We start from the raw sequence: 20,245 nt of genomic DNA on the forward strand, positions 1-20,245 counted from the left end.
AGACTGCACCTGACTTGTTTCCAATTCCTTTGTAGTGCTTTGCATTTTTGGGATGCAAGCGCACTTGCGTTGCATCCTGAAGAATGACCCGGGAGAACTTCACAGGAATGAGCCCCTTATGCTTTGGCTTGTGGAGATCTGTTCCGACCAAAGCAAGGCACTCTTGCATGAATTTCAACCCTTGTGAGCTAAAGCGATAGGCTAGCCCCTGCCTGGTCAGAGTCCTCACTTCGGTTGCTCCCAATGAAGTGGCTAGTTGGCTTAATGACCCCTTGCCTCCAGTCACTGCTTTAAGAAGAGAAAGAAGAAATCCCGAGGCTGAAAACCCCTGAGTGCGACGCTTGATAAATCCTACCTGCTTCGCTAAACTTTCGATCTCATCCCGAGTGAGATTCAATGTGGCGGCAGGCTGGGTCGAGTGACCTCGGTAGTTTTGAATAGGCATACCAAGCGTGCCGCCACACCTGAGGAGTCAAGAGTTTTTATGATTTATTTTAAGCTAATTGACTTATATTCAGCGGGTTAAGCCCTTATTTTGACGCCAATGACTACTTGGTATAAGCTGGAATTCCCGCCGGCGAATTCCAGAGTTTCAAGGTTTCAAAGGTTCCGGCATTCCAGAAGCTTCGCGACATGCTTGGCAATCACATCAGCCTCGAGGTTGACCCGCTGGCCCATTTCGGCGTCGTTCAATCTGGTTTTTTCCATGGTATGCGGAATGATCCAGAACACCGCGCTATCCTCGGTCAGTTCCGCAATCGTCAGTGAAATGCCATCGATCGCCAGAGAGCCTTTGTCGATACACAACGGCATCATTGCCGCCGGCAATGCGATCTCGAGACGGTAATCTCCACCGTGCGGCGACAAATCGATAATCTCACCGGTATCATCCACGTGCCCTTGGACAAAGTGGCCACCAAATCGGTCACCTGCCAGCATCGCCCGCTCCAGGTTCACCAAACGCCCCTCCGTTAGTTCTCCCAGCGAGGTCACATTCAGTGTCTGCTGCAAGACATCAAAACTGGCAGCATGTTGGTCGTGCCAAGTCACCGTCAGGCAGCAGCCGTTGACCGCGACAGACTCCCCATCTTGCAATTCAGAAGCAAACGGAATCTGCAAGGTGATTCGCGCCTGTTCATCGCGCGGTTCGATTGACAGAACCTTGCCGGTAGCCTCTACAAGTCCAGTGAACATGGTCAGATTATAGTTACAACTCAGTGAGATTCAGAGGCATCGGGCAAAGGCTGATTCAACTCCTCTTTCATTTGTTTAAGTGCCTTTTTATCTTCACCAAAGATATCTTTGATACCCGGATCCGGGATACACATCATGTAAATTGAGACAATCACAGTCGGGATAAGAGCCCCCATCAACAGCTTGCCTGGTGAAACCCCGTCACCGAAGAACCGGCCAAGCAAGGCCTGACCAGCCGGGTTCGGAGCGTTGGCAATCACGGTCAGGCCTCCACCCGAAACAGCACCGGCAAGGACCGCATACTTCAAAGTAGGCCCCAAACCATCCACCTGGCTGGCGAGGAAGGTAATCGCGGCGTTATCGTTAAAGGACGTCAAAACCACCGAACCGACAAATAGCGGCCACTCACCTAAACCGCTCGTCAACAGTGGAGCGAGCCACCACCCCTGTAGGCCACCGTGGATCACAAGACCGGCAAGGAAAAAGCCAACCAGAATAGGACCACGCAGCATCACCTCAGTCTGGTGATGTTCCGTTGCCTGACGGAAGGCGAGGAAAAACAAAAAGCCTCCGATAAACATTGCCGGAGTGTGTGAGAAATACACGGTCCAAGCCATAAACCCAAGGTGGGAAATCGTGACCCAAAGCGGAACCGGATGGTTATTTTCCTGCAAGTCGCCCTTACCATCCTCGTTGTGGTCTTCAAGCTTCCCGCTCATGCTGTTGAGTTCTTTGCGGAAAAAGAAATAATACAGCAAGGTTGAGGTAATGATACCAATTATAGCCTTATCGCCATAATGCATCATCATGTCCATTGAGCTCAGGTCCCACTTGGAAGCCACCATCAAGACCGGTGGAGCCGCAAAATTCGTCAACACACCACCAACCGAAACATTCACGAATAACAAACCAATCGTAGCATAGGCAAACTTGGCGGTTGGCTTCAAACTGTAGAACTTTTTAGCGAGCAGCATCGCGGCAATGGTCATGGCACCAGGCTCGGTGATGAAGGAGCCCAATATCGGAGCCACAATCATAATCGACAACCACCAGGCGGCCGGGGTCTCTTTTCCCCAACGCGCAAAAAAACCGAGACAAGCCTCAGCAAAGCGTAATACCGGGCGGGTCGAAGCCAGAGCCATGATCACCACCACAAACATCGGTTCGGTAAAATTCACCGTCTTGATATAATTCTCAGCCGAAGAAACATCATAGAAAGAAGCAATCGCAGCAATCAAGGCAATCACCCAGATCCCGAAAATCGCCTCAATTTCGCCAAAGAAATGAAGAAACGTAGCCTTAAAACTTACCAAATCACGGGCGGTCGTCTTCTTCCCTTCAGCTTCCCGCTTTCTGCGGACCCGGGCATCGTGGTCGTGCTGCACCTGATGCGCATACTTCGTCAGAGGAACAGCAAAAAAGGTGTGAATGATCGCACAGACGAAAATGATACTGGCCACCAAAAGGAACGGCTCCTGCTCGACCCTGTAACTCAACCGTTCCCCGATTTCAGTCAAGCCCTTGGCCTTTTCTTCGGCTGCGAAGTTATCCATGCTGGTCTTAAACGCAGGCTGTTCTACTTCGTGACCTCCACCAGCGGCATAAACTGCCGGACCGCAGAGTGCGAACATCATCAACAAAATCGATAAAAATGGTTTGCTCATAGGTTTCCAGATGTCTAGCACAGCCCCCCATAATGGCAACGACGAAGTTCGACGCTGTCACAGTCAAAAATCAGTTTGCATCCTGCTTTATTTTGAAGAGGAAAACTCTTAGACTGGAAGCATGAGGGCCATCCCCAACGCCATGAAACGCCAGATCCGGCTCTGGCGACAGCGCGTTGCCAGGGAACTTACAGGAGAAAGCGTCAGTGGAATCAGCCCAAACAACCAAATCTCCCTGTATTTCGACGGAGATGAAGCCTACGAAGCGATGCTGCGCACCATCGCCACAGCCAAATACTCGATCCATCTGGAAATCTATATGTTTCTCTCGGATACGACGGGTTCCCGATTCGCCCATGCGCTGGCGGACAAAGCCAGACAAGGAGTCCCGGTCAGGGTCATCTACGATGCCATCGGGTCCTCCGCTGCCAGCGAGGCCCTATGGTCGGCAATGCGAGAGGCAGGAGTCGAACTCATCGAGTACAGACCGGTCTGGTTCTGGAAAAAAGGGGCAGGCATCCTTGGACGAAACCACCGGAAAAACCTGATTATCGACAGTCGTATCGCCTTCACCGGAGGTATGAACATCGGTGATGCATGGTCGGTCAAAGCCTCCGGAAACAAAGCCTGGCGCGACACCCAAATCAAAATCAAAGGTCCGGCGGCGCATGATATCAACGCCCTGTTCATCGACAGCTGGAACCACTGCTCCGAAACGCAAATCACCCCACCCCGTCCTCAAGATCTTACAAGCACCCCAAACAAAGCACACACAAACAACAAGCAGGAGACAAACGGCAGCCGCTGCATGGTGATCGGTAGTCGCGGACTGGGTAACCGCAAACACATTCGAAAACTCTACTCTGTCCACCTCGACCAAGCCAAACGCTCGGTCAGCATGACGGTCCCCTACTTTGTGCCCCCACGCCGACTCCGACACGCCATGTATCGGGCATGCCAGCGTGGCGTCAGCATCTCACTCCTCGTCCCCAGAGATTCAGATATCCGGGTGGTTGACTGGTTGCGGGAGGGCCTTTACCCCCGCCTTCTCAACCGGGGCATAAGCGTCAGGGAATATCTGGGCCCCACCCTGCATGCAAAAACCATGGTCTTGGATGACCACACGGCCATCATCGGATCCTCGAATTTCGATATTTTTTCAGTCCACATGAACCGGGAAACCGCCGTGGTCGTATTTGATGAAACCATCGCGGAAGCGATCAACCATCAGTGGAAACTCGATCTCAAACAATCAGCCACGGTTCAAAGCAACTGGCAAGGCCTGCGGCCGTGGTGGCGCCTGGCAATCTCCAAAATCGGATGTTTCCTGATTCGCCGACTCTAACATCATCAAACAAACGCAGAACAAATATCCGGTCTACCGACAGGGTGACGGCTCTTCTCCCACCCAGTCGTTGGCTACCTCGTCTTCACCATGATCTCGAACTGATTTTCGGCTGCACAAGGTTCTTCATCCCCGCCCGCTTCTTATCCTTGAAATACCCGATCTCCTCAGGAGAGTCGTCAAGCCAGCGAGATTCCCGCCCTTCGATCTTCACGGCCATCTTGGAAAAATCAATCGTCAGCGTTGCAAACAAGGGGTCACGGTAAGTTAGAAGTCGACGTTTTCCCCCGACCCAATAATAAGAAGCCGAATTTAAGTGAACATAGTGCACCCCACGAATTTCGAGGTGAGCATCAAGGTGTGAGTGACCGTTCACTGCCAGCAAGACTTTTTCCTGATGCTCTGATAGTATGGTCTGCAAATCTTCCGCATTATCAATACTGCCGTGTCCTGCAAGCGCTTGATGACTGAACACCACCACGGGAACGTCCGCTACCTTCAGTTCGTGTTCGAGCCATTTCTGTTGATCAGGCCCAATGTAACAATGGTATCCACCATGACTGGAATAAGTCGGAGACCCCCTGTCATTGCCATCCAGCACAATCACTTTCACCCCCTGCACCTCCATGGCATAATAGCGACCAGGCATCCCCCAGGCCTTGACGGCATCCTGGCGTTTCAATCCATGGTCGAGATCATGGTTTCCAATAACATGAATCACCTTTTCATGTGCTGCATTCAAGGTATCAGCGCTAGCTTGGTGTTTGGCATTGGGATAAGCAAAATCACCCAATTGAACCAAGGCATCGGGGTTCACCTGTTTCATCGCAGCCAAAAAAGAAGCCAAGCGTTGTTCCGCTCCTTCAATGAAACCGATATGCACATCGGCAATCAAACCAAAACATAAGGGCTTCGTCGGCACACGAAGCTTGGCGGCCATCGTGGGTGATACGCTCCATGCCAGCGCCGCACCGGCCATGGTGTGAAGTGATTTCCTCCGGGTCATCATGCGTGACATACGCTGACAACACCAAGTTCCTTACTTGGAAGTTTTCAGACACCGCGTATTCCCGCAAAACGCACCCCGGAGAACAGAGGAGCACCTTCCTATTTTGTTAGTAAACAACTCGACATACCGACAGAAGGTTCATCCATCACGCCTGTATCTCTTCGCCTCCGACATGGAATCCGATTTTACGTGCTGGCTTTTCCTCTTCAATCTTTCGGGTATAACAAAGGATCTGAAAACTCGACTGATGACTGATCAACATACAAGGAGTCCCGTTCAGACTCCCCTCCACCACCACGCTTGAATGGCCATCCTCTCCCAGAGTATGCACCAGCACAGCATCACCGTTAGACATCAGGGCGAAGATCACGGGCTCCTCATCCTCTGGTAGCCCCTCCCTCCATTTTGCCACCCGGTGCGCCAAACGTCGGATGAATTCACCTGACGACTCAAAACGATGCTTATGCTCCTCCGGCATAATCGAAAGAATTTCATGCACATTCGGAAGCCCGCTCGCCCCGGGCAAGGTCAAATACGGGCGACGCAATGATTGATCTTCAGCCATGCACTACTTCTATCGCATCACTGAAAAAAGCACGACTGCATTTTTAGAAAAAACACACAACAAAACGAATTCCAACACGTTCAACCACAGCTTGTGTCAGGATAAATAGCCCCCGAAAAAGCCTAACGCCGACGGAGCATCAACACAGCGAAAGCGCCCACCCCCAACAAGGCCGTCGAACTTGGTTCAGGAATAACGGTAATCGTGATTGTTGAAGGCCCGTTATATCTCGTATTATTCCGAATATAGAGACTATCTGCCGAAGTGACCGAATTGGACACACTGCGATCATCAATCACGATGGTATTTCCTCCATTCGGATCTAGGATGAGATCCGCGGTCCCCGCAACCAAATCAAGGTCCAAACGTACCGTTTTGATACTATCGGAGGAATACGAGTTACCAGATTCATAGTGGCGGGTCGATCCATCCAGGATGAAATACTTATCATTATTATTAAAATCCGCCCCAAATCCCACTGGCGTGCTTGAGCCCTGGCTCAAGCCCAACTGGAAAAATCCAGCCCCCATACGCCCAGTCACTTCAAAACGAACAAAGGTAGATCCTGCTGGAATATGGAACGAAAATTGAGCATCGTTAGGGCGAGTGATGGTATTGTCTCCATCATTCGTATTGCGAGAGTAGAGGTCACCACTGAACGAACCTGTTTGCCATCCAGCCAAATCACCCCCTATCCATCCATCGGAAGAAAGTAAAGTCCCTGCACTTCCAACGTTGGCTTCCATATCATACGTATAAATCGAAGCTGCAGAAATGGTGTGCAGCATACCTGCTGTCGCGAGGCCTATAAGAGATAATCGTTTCATTGTATAGATGATCATTGGGGTGGGCAAAAGAGAACTCAATCCACGCACATCTCAGATTTAATGCGCATGATAAAAATTCATTGGTTATTGATCCCAAAACCCCATGATAAATCAAACAAGATCCATAGAAAACAAGTCGCCGTTCCATATACGAACAACTTTACCTTTCTCGAGAACTGATCAATCTGTATCTGACCGCAGCAACGCTACTCTATACGACTTGGCAAAACAGACGAAGCGGTTGGATGCTTGGATGGGGTATTCGCAAATGCACTGCGTGATCTGATTGAATACCGAAAAAAACGCCATGCCCGAATCCCGGACATGGCGTTTGCAGAAAATGAAAGATTGGCTCTACTTAACCTCGCCGTCAACGAGTGTCTTCCAGACGCCAAAATCCTTATCGAGGATAACGATATCGGCGCAGAACCCAGGTTCAAGTTTGCCCACACCGTCGATGCCAAGCGACTGGGCCTGATTCCAGGATGTGGCTTTCACCAACTGGTGCAATGGGATATCGGTCAACTCGACAATGTTGGCAAGGCCTTCGTTGTAGAGCAAAATACTGCCGGCCAAAGCACCTCCGTCCTTGAGTCGGGCTTGTTTGTCTTTAACCACCACATCGAGACCTCCCAGATCGACGATACCTTCATCTATCCATGATCCTCGCATGGAGTCTGTGATCATGACCAATTGCTCGATCGGTTTAACCGTAAAGACCAATTTCAGAAAATCCGGGCAGAGGTGAATGCCGTCGCAGATCAGCTCAATCTTCAGATCTTGATCGAGCAAACCGGTTCCCACCACCCCGATTTCCCGGTGGTGCAGACCCGTCATGGCATTGCCAAAATGGGTCAGGTGGGTCAGGCCGGCTTCCTTGGCCGCCATGATCTCAGCGCTGGTTGAAGAGGTGTGCGCAGCAGATGAACTGATACCGATTTCCTTCGCCTGGCGAATACAATCGCAAGCACCTTCCACATCGGGAGCGATAGAGAAGACCGTGACCGGACAGATATCGTGAATGCGCTTCAGCTCCTCGAAGTTAGGTTTACGCACAAACTGTGGGTTCTGCGCTCCAGCATTCGCCTTGTTAATAAACGGCCCCTCGACGTGTAAGCCGGGAACCTTGGCAAACTCCTGGTTTTCCATGTACTGGGCGCATGTGCCTGCAATTTCCTCGAGCAGATCCTGAGGTTGGGTGAGTGTGGTAGGCAACAAGGTGGTGACACCCTCTTGAAGCTTTTTCATCGCCATGTGGCGCACCGCATCCAAATCGTTATCACAGACATCGGCACGATCCGCACCATGCGAGTGAATATCAATAAAGCCGGGCATCACATAACGCCCACCGGCATCAATGACCTCATCGGCAGCGGGAAGCTCTGCTCCATCGTCATAAATGGCGGTAATTTTACCGGCTTCAAACTCCACGGCTCCTCCCTGGATTTCTACATCCGGGGAAACAACATGCGCATTTGTAATCAACGTTTTCATAGTATGTGATAATTATGATTTCCTAGGTTTTTATTCATCCCGATCCAGAATCATGTCCCGGGATTGCCAAAAATACGAATATCCTGACACGACAGTTAAAACAACCGAGGCCCAGAGGGAAACAGGAAGCAGCCAATGCTCAGGCTTTGATAAATACTGCAACAAAGCGACGAGGGGAGCATCACTTCCCACATCTAAAAAGGTCAGGTGGGTCAAGGCCGTAATGATAAAGGTCAGCTGAAAAGTGGTTTTCCATTTCCCCAATTTATCCGCAGCGAGCACCGTGCCCTTTTCCACCGCAATCTGTCGAATCCCGGTCACCATAAACTCCCGGCAAATGATCAAAGCCGTCACCCACACCGGGCAGAGGCCCTTCGCAGATAGATACACGTAACCAGAACAGACCAGAATCTTATCCGCCAAAGGGTCGAGCAACTTACCGAGTGAAGTCACCAGATTCATCTTCCTCGCCAGATAACCGTCCAACCAGTCGGAGATCGCCCCTAGCACAAAGGCCACCAAGGCAATGGAATACCCGAGCGTCCCTTCAGCCGATGCCGCAGCACAAAACACAGCCGTCAGAATCAGACGAAAAAGGGTGATAAGATTCGGTAAATTCATGAACAACTCAATTTGTAACGGGTTTTAGCCATCCGACAAGCCTCGATCCTCCGCCGGGGAAAGCATGAGCAGAACCTCCAGTCTGACGCAAGTTCGTATTGCTTCCCCGCCGCAGCCGTGGATAATACCGCTTCAACCACAATTCTTGATATGGAAAAATCTGATTTCGGTCTCATTGGCTTGGCAGTCATGGGACAAAACCTAGTTCTCAACGTGGAAAGCCGAGGCTTCCAAGTGTCCGTTTATAACCGAACCACCTCTACAATGGAGGACTTCGTCAACCAGCACCCGGATAAAAACCTGGTTGGATGCCCCACGCTGGAAGACTTTGTCGACAGCCTTGCCAGCCCGCGCAAGATCCAGATCATGGTTCAGGCAGGCAAACCGGTGGATGCCGTCATCGAATCGCTTCTCCCGCTACTGGACAAAGACGACATCATTATCGACGGCGGCAACACGCTCTACACCGATACCGTGCGGCGTGAAAAAGACTTATCGGAAAAAGGCTTCCGCTTTATCGGCGCCGGTGTATCGGGTGGAGAAGAAGGAGCCCTGAAAGGCCCTTCCATCATGCCAGGAGGCCCCTCCAGCACTTGGGAAGTAATGCAACCGATCTTCGAAGCCATCGCCGCCAAGGTCGATGGCGTGCCATGCGTTACCCACATCGGAGAAGGAGGCGCCGGACACTTCGTTAAAATGGTACACAACGGCATCGAATACGGTGACATGCAGCTCATTTGTGAAGCCTACAACATCTTTAAAGCCGCTGGGTTCAGCAACGAAGAACAAGCCGACATCTTTGCCAACTGGAACGACGGAGATCTGGAAAGCTTCTTAATCGAAATCACCGCCAATATCTTCAACCAGAAAGACCCCGAAACCGGCACCGCCATCATCGACCTCATCGTAGACAAGGCCGGCCAAAAAGGAACCGGTCGCTGGACCATGATGAGTGCTGTCGAACAGGCCGTGCCTCTGTCCTGCATCGGGGCGTCTGTTGAAGCACGGATTCTGTCGTCCCTGCGCGACCAACGAAAAACCGCGTCATCGATTCTCGAGGGCCCGTCCAACCAATCGTTTGAACTCGCAGGCATGAGCAAAGAGGAACTGGTGGAAAAAGTCCGCAACGCCCTGTATGCCTCCAAGATTGTCTCCTATGCTCAAGGGCTCGACCTCATCGTCAAGGCAGGCAAAGACAACGGCTGGGATCTCGACCTCGGAGCCATCGCCCGGATCTGGCGCGGCGGCTGCATCATCCGTGCAAAATTCCTCAACCGCATCACAGAAGCCTACGAAGCCAACCCCACGCTTAACAACCTGATGCTGGCTCCTTTCTTCACAGAGATTCTCAACAGCGGTCAACAAGACTGGCGCGAGGTAGTCGCCTTGGCTGCTGTCAACGGGATCCCGGTTCCTTCTTTCAGCGGTTCACTGAGCTACTACGACTCCTACCGGGCAGAGCGCCTGCCAGCCAACCTGCTCCAGGCACAACGCGACTTTTTTGGTGCCCACACCTACGAGCGACTGGACAAGCCCGAGGGTGAGTTTTTCCATACCGAGGACTGGCCTGAACTGATCGATTAAACGTCGCCGCAGGCCACATTCCGACTCCCTTTCACGGGGCGCTACCGATTTGCATGGTGGCGCCCCGTTTTGTTTCTTTTTATCTTGCCCGCAAGCATCCCCACTCCGATCCATGAACTTCCGCACCCTTGACGCTCACCCGCTCCTGGCGTCCCTTACAAAGGAATACCCATTTTCCCATCGCATCGTCGGCGTATTAATCTAACCTCAAAGCGTCACACCCTAACGCAAACATCCAAACAAACATCAACCACCCCATGACCACATTCAGCATCCTTACATTCATTGCGGGCACCTTCAGCCTCATCGTCACCATTCTCTGGTTAGTTATCGGCTGGAGAGCCATGCGGGCCCATGAAAAAATAGCAGAGAACGCCACGCTACTCATGCACTATCAAAAACAACAAAACAACAGCAAACCCGACAGTGACGCCAAACAACGTCAGCTCTACCATCGCTTCCTCAACGAAGTGACCGAAGCAAGCCAATGGCCACTGCCGGAACGTCAGGAAGCATTCAAATCCTGGCTATCAGAAAAAACGCCCACCTAAGGGTAGGTTCACAGCCACAGTAGTCGCAGCTCACGGCCCAGGGCTCCTACATTAGGGAGATTATCTTGGTGATGCCTGCTGCGCTGACAGGATTGTCAGGATTTTTTCAAGTTTTTACAGGATGCTTAGAGGTGCCCTTTCATTTTCAAAGATCAAGATTTGCCCAAAATCTATCGATTACTTCTTAAAAATCCCTGTAAACCCTCTTCAATCATGTGAATCCTGTCAGCGCCGCAGGCTGTTAGCCCCTAGTGTATTCGCCCTGGCTCACTGCCAGCAAGACGGGCATTGACAATTCCATCCGCACGTGAACTCTGGATGGCAGACGGAGGTTTGCTTGAATAGCAAATCCTCGCGCTCCACCCTGTAGCCGATGATTAGAAAACTACGCAGAACCCGACTGTTTGAGATTGAGCAATGCATCAACCTCCTCTTCCTCTGCAAATGGTTGTTTCTTGGTTCCATTGTTGGAGCTTTGGCGGGCTCGGCATCCGCCATCTTGTTAATCTCTCTGGATCAAGCGACGGATTTCCGAGAAAACAACCTCTGGATCATTGCCCTGTTACCAATAGGTGGGCTGATTTCCGGGCTCCTTTACTATCATTTTGGGCAACGGTCCGAAAAAGGAAATAACCTACTGCTGGAAGAATACCATCACGCAGAGCAAACCATTCCGCTTCGCATGGCTCCGCTGGTCCTGATCGGAACCATCATCACTCATTTGTTTGGGGGCTCCGCAGGCCGCGAAGGAACCGCAGTGCAAATGGGTGGTGCTTTGTCGGATCAATTCGGGAAATGGTTCAAGCTCAATGCCCACGACCGTAAAATCATTATCGTGATGGGCATCAGCGCCGGCTTTGCCTCGGTCTTCGGAACCCCGCTAGCCGGAGCCATCTTTGCCTTGGAGGTGCTGGTTCTCGGAAAAATCCGCTACGAAGCCATCCTCCCTAGTTTCATCGCGGCCGTCATCGGCAACTACGTCTGCAACCTCTGGCCGATTGACCACTCTCACTATCACATTCCCTTTGTTCCCGAGCTCACCCCCACCCGACTGGCCTGGACGGCAGCGGCGGGCATCCTCTTTGGGCTTGCCGCCATGCTCTTCTCCAAGTCCACCCATGGTTTTGGGTCTCTGTTTAAAAAGCACATTGGCTACGCTCCGGCCCGCCCCCTGATTGGAGGAGCGGTTCTCGCCATCATTATCTATTTCATCGGCACCACCAAATACATCGGCCTCGGCATCCCCACCATTGAAGCCAGCTTTGTCGATTCCATGAACTCCTACGATTTCCTGATCAAAATTGCCTTCACCGCCTTCACGATTGGAGCCGGGTTCAAGGGAGGTGAGGTCACCCCGCTTTTTTTCATCGGAGCGACCCTGGGAAATGCCATGGTTTGGCTGATCCCCCTGCCGATGCCGCTGCTGGCAGGCATGGGGTTTGTTGCCGTGTTTGCGGGAGCCACCAACACCCCGATTGCCTGCACCCTGATGGGGATCGAGCTCTTCGGCGCCGATTGCGGTGTCTACGTCGCGATCGCCTGCGTTGTCGCCTATCTTTTCTCGGGCCACACCGGCATTTACTCCTCCCAAATCATCGGAGCCCCCAAACATCGCTTCTATAAGAAATTCAAAGGGCTGCACCTCAAAGATGCAAAACATTAGCGAGCTTGCTTTGAGGGAGGAATACCCCAAAGCGAGATCCCATCTGTGGACAGATCTCGATTTTTTACGGCTTGCTTGAATAATCCCGGTCCCTCATCCCGTAAGCTCCCAGCAAGCTCAACCACTTTCCCATTTTCAGCCTTTTGAATACGATCCGGGTAAGCTAAAGACGGGGCCGCCACAGCATGTTTGTTCTCAAAAAACTATTCGAACTGAGGGATAAAACCCACGAAAGCGACGAAAAACCTTTCCTCGACCACCTTGAGGATCTGCGAATCGTCATCACCCGTGTGGTGCTCACCCTCACCCTCTCGATGCTCGTTTGCTTTATTTTCCGCAATGAGCTCATGGAGATCATTCGTAAACCGGTCGAACAAACCTGGCATACCAGCCAGAAAAGCAAAATGCCCGGGCCGGAGGATGCCCCGGTTGCCCTCGAGCTCGAGACTTGGGAAAAAGCCAAACGCGCAGCCCGAGATACCGCCCGCTTTTCCGAACCCCAAAAAAACCATTACTTCAAATACCAGGACCCGGATGGCTCCCTGAAGCTCGAGTTCCACTCCGGCTGCGTCATTTATTACCAAGCGGCGATCGATATGGAGAACACGACCCAGAATGGGGTCGGATTCATTAAAGACCTACCCGATATCGATGAAGACACCCGCAAGCAGGTCACCGCCCTGCTTGATGAAGAAAAACGTCCGGACGCCGCGGTCGACTCCCGAGGCAAACTCGTCCTGATGCAGGCTCTCAACCCAACCGAAGGGTTTATGCTTTCCATGAAGCTCGCACTGTTTGCCGGCATCATCGTTTCCTTCCCTCTGCTGCTCTACTTCATTTTGCAGTTCATTCTTCCCGGCCTGAAGCAAAATGAAAAGAAGGCCCTCTGGCCAGCCCTGCTGATCGGCTTCGGGCTGTTCACCGGTGGAGTGCTCTTCTCCTACTTCTTTGTCCTGCCGAAAGTCCTCGATTTCTTCTACAACTGGAGTCAGGAAATGGGCGTCACCAACGAATGGAGGATCGGATACTACATCTCCTTCGCTACCCAGTTCACCCTGATCTTTGGCCTCAGCTTTGAACTTCCGGTCGTCGTGATGACCCTGGTCAAGTTGGGGATCCTCAACTATGACATGATGCGCAATACGCGGTCCTACGCGATTCTGGCCATCGTCATCATTGCCGCCCTGATTACCCCCACCCCGGATGCCTTCACCCTACTGCTTTTAGCTGGACCGATGATCGTCCTCTACGAAATATGTATCTGGCTCGCCTTCTTCCACGGCAAAAAAGAACGGGAAAAAGAACGAGCCGAACAAGAAGAACTCAAGCGTAAGCTAGCCAGTGCCCCTGCCCTCGCAACAAGCCGCGATGGCGACGATGATCCTGAGGACCCTGAGGATGATCCCGATGGCTCGGAAGGTTCCGACGCATACAACAGCTACGACGATGAATTCTCCGATGACCACTACCACTACAGTGACGAGGATCCATACGAAATCCACGGCGATGACGAAGGTAATGAAGAAGACACCGGCACCTACGATTTCCCGGAAGAGAATGAAGACGTCTCCCACGAAGACCCGCCACTCGATCACCACGAGCTGACCGACGAGTATCATCCCTATTACGACAACTTGGATGAAGCCGGAACCAAGGATCTCTCAGACATCGACTTCACCGACCAGGAAGACAATCATGAACCCGAGGAAGAGTCCGACAAAGAAACGGATGAGGCTCACCCCGACAAAGAAAAATCAAACGGGGATACGCCCAGTGATGACAAAGAGCCCCAATAAGGCCAGCTCTTCATTCACTCCACATTCCCGCCCCCCCCGCAACACCCTCAACCCATCCACCTCCATGCACTCCATGACAGGATTCGGCAGAGCCGAATACGCCACCACCAAACTAGCCGCCCGCGTCGAAGCCGCATCCGTCAACCGTAAGCAAGGCGAAATCGTCGTGCAAATGCCCCGGATCTATGCCGAGCTCGAAGCCTCAATCCGCAAACTGGCGCTCAACAAACTTTCGCGTGGGCGGGTCACACTCAATATTCAGGTCGAAGCCCCTGAAACGGCCAGCGGAGCCATCCAAATCAACAGCTCCCGCGCCAAGGCTCTGGAAGCAGCCTTCACCGAACTCTCCGACATCTTGGATCGTCCCATTCAACCAGACGCCAGTGATTTCATCAAAGCCCCGGATATTTTCGATTTTGACGATCAACCCATCGACCCTGAAGAGGCATGGGCCGCCATCTCACCCGCCGTCGAAGAAGCGCTTGATCAACTCATTGCGATGCGGGCTGACGAAGGTCGCCACCTGATGACCGATATCGAACAGCGGATCTGCATTCTGGAAAATCTCAGCTCCGAGATCACCATTCACGCGCCAGCGGTCATAAAAAAATACAAAGAAAACCTCCACCGCCGGCTTGCCGAAACGGAACTCGAATTCGACCTCAATGACGAGCGCATCCTCAAAGAGATCGGACTCTTTGCCGACCGCTGCGACATCAGTGAAGAAATCACGCGACTCCAATCGCATTTTGAAAAATTTCGCCAATATCTGAATTCCAACGAGCCCGTTGGTCGCCCACTCGATTTCCTCTGCCAGGAACTCAACCGTGAGTTCAACACCATCGGTTCCAAGGCCAACGATGCCACCCTGGCCCAACTCGTCGTCAACGCCAAAACCGAACTCGAAAAAATCCGGGAGCAAGTCCAGAACATCGAGTAAGCGCCCACACAATTTCAGCCCCCCCAATCTCTCATGGCCAGCATCGAATCCTTTCTCGACCAGAGCAGCACCTCACTGAAAATTTGCGGGATCACCCAGCCGGAGCAGGCAAAGCAACTTGCCGACATGGGAGTCGACGCCATTGGCATCAACTTCTGGCCGCATTCTAAGCGCTACCTCGCACCCGATGCGGCCCGCACCTTTTTACCGGATCTTAGCGGAAGAACTGTCCGCGTGGGCGTCTTCGTCAATGCCGATCCTGCACTGCCGCTCCAACTGCTCGAACAAGGGGCCATCGATCTGGCTCAATTCCACGGTGATGAGACTCCCGAATACGTTCAGCCTTTCCTCGACCAAGGCTTGCCATTCATCAAAGCCATCGGGGTAAAAAATGCGGCATCTCTGGATCACATTCTGGCTTACCAGTCGGACGCCGTCCTGCTCGACACTCCGGCACCGGGGGTTTACGGAGGTACTGGTGAGGCCTTCGATTGGAATCATGCCAAATCCTTTATGCTGGAACACCCCGGGCTGCCAGTCATTCTCGCCGGAGGGATCACGCCGGAGAATGCATCCGAAGCAGTGCGCACGCTCCACCCTGCCGTCATCGATGTTGCCTCAGGTGCAGAAAGCGCACCGGGTATCAAAGACCTCGATAAAGTAAGCCGCCTCCAAAAGGCCTTGTCGGCATAAACGCCCCCCGCCCCTGACTGAGACTGACAAAAATTGAGCGTGCCATCAGCACGTTCTTCAGTTAGTGTTCAGCTATGAGTAAAAGCATCCCCACTCTGGTGGCCAACGACCCATGGTTAGAACCCTACACCGACCATATCCGGTGGCGAATGCAACAACTCGACGAGCGACTGCAATCGATTCAACAACAAGCTGGATCTCTGGAAAACTATGCCTCACGGCACCTGAACCACGGGATCCACCTGAATGGGGACCAATCGGCCTGGATCATCCGTGAGTGGGCTCCCGCTGCCCACTCGGTATCCCTAGTGGGAGACTTCAACCAGTGGAACCCGGAAGCCACCCCGCTGAGCCGCGACCAGCAAGGGGGCTGGCAGACCGAACTTCCCAAGAAACTCATCAAACACAAAGAGCTTATCAAACTCCACATCGTCGGAGCTGATGGCAGCGTGCGCGATCGTATCCCGGCCACCATCCTGCGCTGTGTTCAAGACTCCAAAACCCACGATTATTCAGGACAGGTTTGGAGCCCCGAGACGGCCTACACGTGGAAACACAGCTTTGACCCGGCAACGATCAAAGCCCCTACCATCTATGAAGCCCACGTCGGTATGGCTGGAGAAGCTCCCCGCCTCCATAGCTACCGCGAATTTGCGGAGCAGGTTCTCCCCCGCATCGCCGAACTTGGGTATAACACCATCCAACTCATGGCTGTTCAGGAGCACCCGTATTACGGATCCTTCGGCTACCACGTCTCCTCATTCTTTGCCCCCTGCTCCCGCTTCGGCACCCCGGATGAATTAAAATACCTGATCGATACCGCCCACGGCCTCGGCATCGCCGTGCTGCTCGACATTGTCCACTCCCACGCCGTCAAAAACATCGCCGAAGGACTCAATGATTTCGATGGGTCCGGCAACCAGTATTTCCACGCCGGCGACCGGGGAAACCAACCCCAATGGGATTCCAAATGCTTCGATTACGGCAAATCTGAAGTCCAACAATTCCTGCTCTCCAATGTCAGATACTGGCTCGAAGAATTCCATTTCGACGGATTCCGCTTCGATGGCATCACTTCGATGCTTTACCATCACCACGGCACCGTCGCCTTCGACCACTACGACAAATATTTCCTGGATGGCCCGGACGAGGACGCCATCCTTTACCTCGGGCTCGCCACCACTCTCGCCAAACAGATCCAACCCGGAGCCCTGCTCATCGCCGAGGACATGTCCGGCATGCCGGGCCTCTGCCGACCAGCCAAGGAAGGTGGCGTCGGCTTCACCCATCGACTCGCCATGGGCATCCCCGATTACTGGATCAAGCTGCTCAAACACAAACAGGACGAAGACTGGAAACCTGAGGAGATGTGGGGCGTGATGACCAACCGCCGATACGGCGAAGCCAATATCGCCTACGCCGAAAGTCACGACCAGGCACTCGTCGGGGATAAAACCATCGCCTTCCGCCTGATGGATCAGGACATGTACTGGCACATGAGCATCGATGACCAGCACGGTGGCATCGAACGTGGAATCGCCCTGCATAAATTGATCCGACTCTTCACGCTGGTCTCCGGGGGCGAAGGTTGGCTCAACTTCATGGGCAATGAATTCGGCCATCCCGAGTGGTTGGATTTCCCCCGTGAAGGCAACGATTGGTCCTACCACTACTGCCGCCGCCAATGGTCACTGGTCGACAACCCGGAACTCCGCTACCAATACCTCAACGCCTTCGATGGATCGATGATGAATCTGACGGAGAAATATCAACTCCTGCAAAGCCCTCCTGCCAAGCTTCTCTACGTTCACAATGACGACCAGATTCTCGCAGCCGAACGGGCAGGCCTGATCTTCGTGTTCAATTTCAACCCGCACCAATCGTTTCCCGATTACCTGATCCCGGTGGATGACGAAGGGCCTTACAAAATCGTCCTCAACTCCGACTCCGCCGCCCACGGTGGCCACCGCAGAATTGACCCGTCGATCATTCCCCAAACCAACGCCGAGACCCAACTCCCGCTGTATATCCCAAGCCGATGCTGTCTGGTTCTCAAAAAATGGGAGTAGAACCATCCATAGAGACTGTATACGGTAGGGAGGATTGGCCTCAATCCTCCGACGGATGTATGGCGTGCAACAAAAGCATTCCGATCCGTCATCAATAAATATGATCTTCAATGAAACCGGCCCCATTCTCTACCGTTGTTGTTTTTACTCTGATAATCACCTGCTCGAGTTGCAATAAACAAAGCCAAAATCAACTCAAGCCAGCCAAGAACAAGCAAGTCCACATATTCGGTTAGAAAACAAGAGGGCAAAATGAAACCTAAACTTAGAAATAGCACCTAAAAACTGCAACAATTTAAGCAAACGACGCACAATATGCGTATTTTCACCATAGAAACCGATAAATTTTTTCCAATTTGTCGATTTTTAGCGAGTTTTCATTTTACAAATTGCCAATTCGCGGGTAATTGCCCTCGCGAACCGACAATTTTATTATGAGCACACAGTCACTCGACGGAGCACAAGCTCTGATCAAAACTTTGGACGATCTGGGAATTGAGTATATCTTCGGCTATTCCGGAGGAGCTGCGATCCCGATTTTTGACGCCCTGGTCACCGTTAAGAGCAACCTCAAGTTTGTTCTTGCCCGCCACGAGCAAGGCTGCTGCCACATGGCAGATGGCTATGCGCGCGCCACCGGAAAACCTGCAGTTGTTCTGGTTACCTCAGGCCCTGGTGCAGGCAATACCATCACCGGTATCATGACGGCACAGATGGACTCCGTCCCAATGATCATTCTTTGTGGTCAACAAGTGACGTGGATGCTCGGTAAAGACGCCTTTCAGGAGGCCGATATCTTTGGCATCACGATGCCTGTGGTCAAACACAACTACCTGGTCAAAAAGACCGATGACATCCCGCGTGTCATGCGTGAGGCTTATCATATTTCTACGACGGGTCGCCCTGGCCCGGTCCTGATTGACCTGCCAAAAAACGTCACTCAGGCGCCCTTCGCCGGAGACATGGACCCGGAGCTCGACCTCCCGGGATACCAACCTCAATCAGGGTTTGAAATCGAATCCTCCGATATCGATCAGGCACTGCAACTCATCCACAAGGCTCAACGCCCGGTTATTCTCGCAGGTCAGGGAGCCATGATTTCCCATGCTGAAAACCAGATCAAACAACTGGCTGAAACCCTACGCTGCCCGGTAACCACGACCCTGCTCGGCAAAGGAATTCTACCGGAAGAGCACCCGCTCTCACTCGGCATGCTCGGCATGCACGGCACAGCCTACGCCAACAAGGCGATTGTCGGCTGCGATTTGTTGATCAATGTGGGCTCACGCTTTGACGACCGCATCATCGGTCAAGCCGACAAGTTCTGCAAAGACGCCAAGATTATCCACATCGATATCGATCCATCCGAAATTGGAAAAATGATCCGTCCGGACATCAGTATCGTGGGAGATGCCAAGACGGCCTTGGTCGAAATCAATAAGCGGATCTCCGGACTCGATACCGCACCATGGCTCGAAGAAATCGAAGGCTGGAAAAAGAAATACCCACTCAGCTACCGCAAGCAAGGCGGCCTGAGAATGCAACAGGTCATCGATGAACTCTATCAAATCGCCGGCGGTGATGCGATCGTGGCAACCGACGTCGGCCAGCACCAGATGTGGGCCGCCCAATTCTATAAAACCAACTCTCCCTACAAATGGCTTTCCTCAGGAGGAGCCGGAACCATGGGCTTCGGATTCCCAGCGGCTATTGGCGCGGCCTTTGCCTGCCCCGACCAGACCATTATCTCGATCTCTGGTGACGGAGGATTCCAAATGACCTTGTTTGAGTTGGCTACAGCGGCTCTTCACAAGCTTCCAATCAAAATCGTGGTATTGAATAACAACTACCTCGGTATGGTTCGTCAATGGCAGGAGCTGTTCTATGAAGACCGGAAGTCCGGTGTGGATCTGGAAGGCAACCCGGATTTCGTCAAACTGGCAGCCTCCTACGGCATTCCCGGCTTTAACATCAAACGTCCGGCCGATGTCCGTCGGGTTTTGAAAAAAGCCTTCGAGGTCAAGGACGGCCCCGTGCTGATCCACGCCGAGTGTCTGAAAACCGACAACGTATTCCCGATGATCCCAGCGGGTGCCGCACTCGAAGACATGCTCACCGAGCCACCGAAAACCAAAATGGAAAAACCCACCGGTTCAACCTAGGCCCACCATTCAGCCCATGAGTCATTGAGTGATCCTGTCATTCCTCCAGCTCAACCTTTAACATTCAA

The 20,245-nt window shown here is 52.5% G+C and carries 17 protein-coding genes; 9 read left to right on the forward strand and 8 right to left on the reverse strand.

Features of this window, described 5'->3' with window-relative positions; translation table 11 throughout:
• The 3 genes from HW115_RS19835 to HW115_RS15585 form a co-directional block, all read right to left on the reverse strand.
• On the reverse strand, positions 1 to 445 hold a 445-nt coding region (locus tag HW115_RS19835), incomplete at its 3' end, for a hypothetical protein (protein ID WP_227021576.1).
• Between the two features lie 155 nt (positions 446 to 600).
• Positions 601 to 1,194, reverse strand: a complete 594-nt coding sequence (locus tag HW115_RS15580) for a riboflavin synthase (protein ID WP_178933881.1) — start codon at positions 1,192 to 1,194, stop codon at positions 601 to 603.
• A 20-nt stretch (positions 1,195 to 1,214) separates the two neighbouring features.
• Entirely contained in the window at positions 1,215 to 2,858 is a 1,644-nt protein-coding gene (locus HW115_RS15585; protein WP_178933882.1) for a putative Na+/H+ antiporter, read from the reverse strand.
• Positions 2,859 to 3,000: 142 nt separating this feature from the next.
• Here HW115_RS15585 and HW115_RS15590 point away from each other — a divergent pair, with 142 nt between their 5' ends.
• Positions 3,001 to 4,203, forward strand: coding sequence for a phospholipase D-like domain-containing protein (locus HW115_RS15590; protein WP_178933883.1), 1,203 nt, complete (start codon positions 3,001 to 3,003; stop codon positions 4,201 to 4,203).
• An 85-nt stretch (positions 4,204 to 4,288) separates the two neighbouring features.
• On the opposite strand, the gene HW115_RS15595 is transcribed toward HW115_RS15590, so the two are convergent.
• From HW115_RS15595 to pgsA, 5 genes are all read right to left on the reverse strand, one after another.
• Positions 4,289 to 5,212, reverse strand: coding sequence for a metallophosphoesterase family protein (locus HW115_RS15595; RefSeq protein ID WP_227021577.1), 924 nt, complete (start codon positions 5,210 to 5,212; stop codon positions 4,289 to 4,291).
• Positions 5,213 to 5,357: 145 nt separating this feature from the next.
• Entirely contained in the window at positions 5,358 to 5,777 is a 420-nt protein-coding gene (locus HW115_RS15600) for a hypothetical protein (protein WP_178933885.1), read from the reverse strand.
• Positions 5,778 to 5,899: 122 nt separating this feature from the next.
• Entirely contained in the window at positions 5,900 to 6,604 is a 705-nt protein-coding gene (locus tag HW115_RS15605; protein ID WP_178933886.1) for a PEP-CTERM sorting domain-containing protein, read from the reverse strand.
• A 354-nt stretch (positions 6,605 to 6,958) separates the two neighbouring features.
• Entirely contained in the window at positions 6,959 to 8,098 is a 1,140-nt protein-coding gene (gene nagA, locus HW115_RS15610) for an N-acetylglucosamine-6-phosphate deacetylase (RefSeq protein WP_178933887.1), read from the reverse strand.
• A gap of 30 nt (positions 8,099 to 8,128) precedes the next feature.
• On the reverse strand, positions 8,129 to 8,719 hold the full coding sequence (pgsA, locus tag HW115_RS15615) for a CDP-diacylglycerol--glycerol-3-phosphate 3-phosphatidyltransferase (RefSeq protein WP_178933888.1): 591 nt from the start codon (positions 8,717 to 8,719) through the stop codon (positions 8,129 to 8,131).
• Positions 8,720 to 8,869: 150 nt separating this feature from the next.
• Between pgsA and gnd the strand changes: the two genes are divergently transcribed.
• From gnd to ilvB, 8 genes are all read left to right on the forward strand, one after another.
• Positions 8,870 to 10,303 carry a decarboxylating NADP(+)-dependent phosphogluconate dehydrogenase gene (gene gnd / locus HW115_RS15620; RefSeq protein WP_178933889.1) on the forward strand — a complete coding sequence of 478 codons (1,434 nt, stop codon included), beginning with the start codon at positions 8,870 to 8,872 and terminating at the stop codon, positions 10,301 to 10,303.
• 257 nt (positions 10,304 to 10,560) lie between these two features.
• Entirely contained in the window at positions 10,561 to 10,854 is a 294-nt protein-coding gene (locus tag HW115_RS15625) for a hypothetical protein (protein WP_178933890.1), read from the forward strand.
• Positions 10,855 to 11,227: 373 nt separating this feature from the next.
• Positions 11,228 to 12,517 carry a voltage-gated chloride channel family protein gene (locus tag HW115_RS15630; protein WP_178933891.1) on the forward strand — a complete coding sequence of 430 codons (1,290 nt, stop codon included), beginning with the start codon at positions 11,228 to 11,230 and terminating at the stop codon, positions 12,515 to 12,517.
• A 185-nt stretch (positions 12,518 to 12,702) separates the two neighbouring features.
• Entirely contained in the window at positions 12,703 to 14,313 is a 1,611-nt protein-coding gene (tatC, locus tag HW115_RS15635) for a twin-arginine translocase subunit TatC (protein WP_178933892.1), read from the forward strand.
• The gene (locus HW115_RS15640) at positions 14,294 to 15,253 is read left to right on the forward strand and encodes a YicC/YloC family endoribonuclease (protein WP_227021578.1); all 960 of its coding nucleotides are present in this window, start codon (positions 14,294 to 14,296) and stop codon (positions 15,251 to 15,253) included. Before tatC ends, HW115_RS15640 begins: the two co-directional genes overlap by 20 nt.
• Positions 15,254 to 15,286: 33 nt before the next feature.
• Positions 15,287 to 15,946 (forward strand): phosphoribosylanthranilate isomerase, encoded by a 660-nt coding sequence (locus HW115_RS15645; protein ID WP_178933894.1) that lies wholly within the window; start codon positions 15,287 to 15,289, stop codon positions 15,944 to 15,946.
• A gap of 74 nt (positions 15,947 to 16,020) precedes the next feature.
• Positions 16,021 to 18,015, forward strand: coding sequence for an alpha amylase C-terminal domain-containing protein (locus HW115_RS15650; protein ID WP_178933895.1), 1,995 nt, complete (start codon positions 16,021 to 16,023; stop codon positions 18,013 to 18,015).
• A gap of 434 nt (positions 18,016 to 18,449) precedes the next feature.
• On the forward strand, positions 18,450 to 20,177 hold the full coding sequence (gene ilvB, locus HW115_RS15655; RefSeq protein ID WP_178933896.1) for a biosynthetic-type acetolactate synthase large subunit: 1,728 nt from the start codon (positions 18,450 to 18,452) through the stop codon (positions 20,175 to 20,177).
• Positions 20,178 to 20,245 lie beyond the last annotated feature (68 nt).

It is taken from the genome of Oceaniferula marina, from assembly GCF_013391475.1.
Lineage (GTDB): Bacteria > Verrucomicrobiota > Verrucomicrobiia > Verrucomicrobiales > Akkermansiaceae > Oceaniferula > Oceaniferula marina.

Bases quoted from the DNA above. Each gene is read 5' to 3' on its own strand.
- HW115_RS15650 (WP_178933895.1), top strand. From the start codon at position 16,021: ATGAGTAAAAGCATCCCCACTCTGGTGGCCAACGACCCATGGTTAGAA.
- nagA (WP_178933887.1), bottom strand. From the start codon at position 8,098: ATGAAAACGTTGATTACAAATGCGCATGTTGTTTCCCCGGATGTAGAA.
- tatC (WP_178933892.1), top strand. From the start codon at position 12,703: ATGTTTGTTCTCAAAAAACTATTCGAACTGAGGGATAAAACCCACGAA.
- HW115_RS15630 (WP_178933891.1), top strand. From the start codon at position 11,228: ATGATTAGAAAACTACGCAGAACCCGACTGTTTGAGATTGAGCAATGC.
- HW115_RS15605 (WP_178933886.1), bottom strand. From the start codon at position 6,604: ATGAAACGATTATCTCTTATAGGCCTCGCGACAGCAGGTATGCTGCAC.
- HW115_RS15600 (WP_178933885.1), bottom strand. From the start codon at position 5,777: ATGGCTGAAGATCAATCATTGCGTCGCCCGTATTTGACCTTGCCCGGG.
- HW115_RS15585 (WP_178933882.1), bottom strand. From the start codon at position 2,858: ATGAGCAAACCATTTTTATCGATTTTGTTGATGATGTTCGCACTCTGC.
- HW115_RS15625 (WP_178933890.1), top strand. From the start codon at position 10,561: ATGACCACATTCAGCATCCTTACATTCATTGCGGGCACCTTCAGCCTC.
- ilvB (WP_178933896.1), top strand. From the start codon at position 18,450: ATGAGCACACAGTCACTCGACGGAGCACAAGCTCTGATCAAAACTTTG.
- gnd (WP_178933889.1), top strand. From the start codon at position 8,870: ATGGAAAAATCTGATTTCGGTCTCATTGGCTTGGCAGTCATGGGACAA.
- pgsA (WP_178933888.1), bottom strand. From the start codon at position 8,719: ATGAATTTACCGAATCTTATCACCCTTTTTCGTCTGATTCTGACGGCT.
- HW115_RS15590 (WP_178933883.1), top strand. From the start codon at position 3,001: ATGAAACGCCAGATCCGGCTCTGGCGACAGCGCGTTGCCAGGGAACTT.
- HW115_RS15595 (WP_227021577.1), bottom strand. From the start codon at position 5,212: ATGATGACCCGGAGGAAATCACTTCACACCATGGCCGGTGCGGCGCTG.
- HW115_RS15645 (WP_178933894.1), top strand. From the start codon at position 15,287: ATGGCCAGCATCGAATCCTTTCTCGACCAGAGCAGCACCTCACTGAAA.
- HW115_RS15580 (WP_178933881.1), bottom strand. From the start codon at position 1,194: ATGTTCACTGGACTTGTAGAGGCTACCGGCAAGGTTCTGTCAATCGAA.
- HW115_RS15640 (WP_227021578.1), top strand. From the start codon at position 14,294: ATGACAAAGAGCCCCAATAAGGCCAGCTCTTCATTCACTCCACATTCC.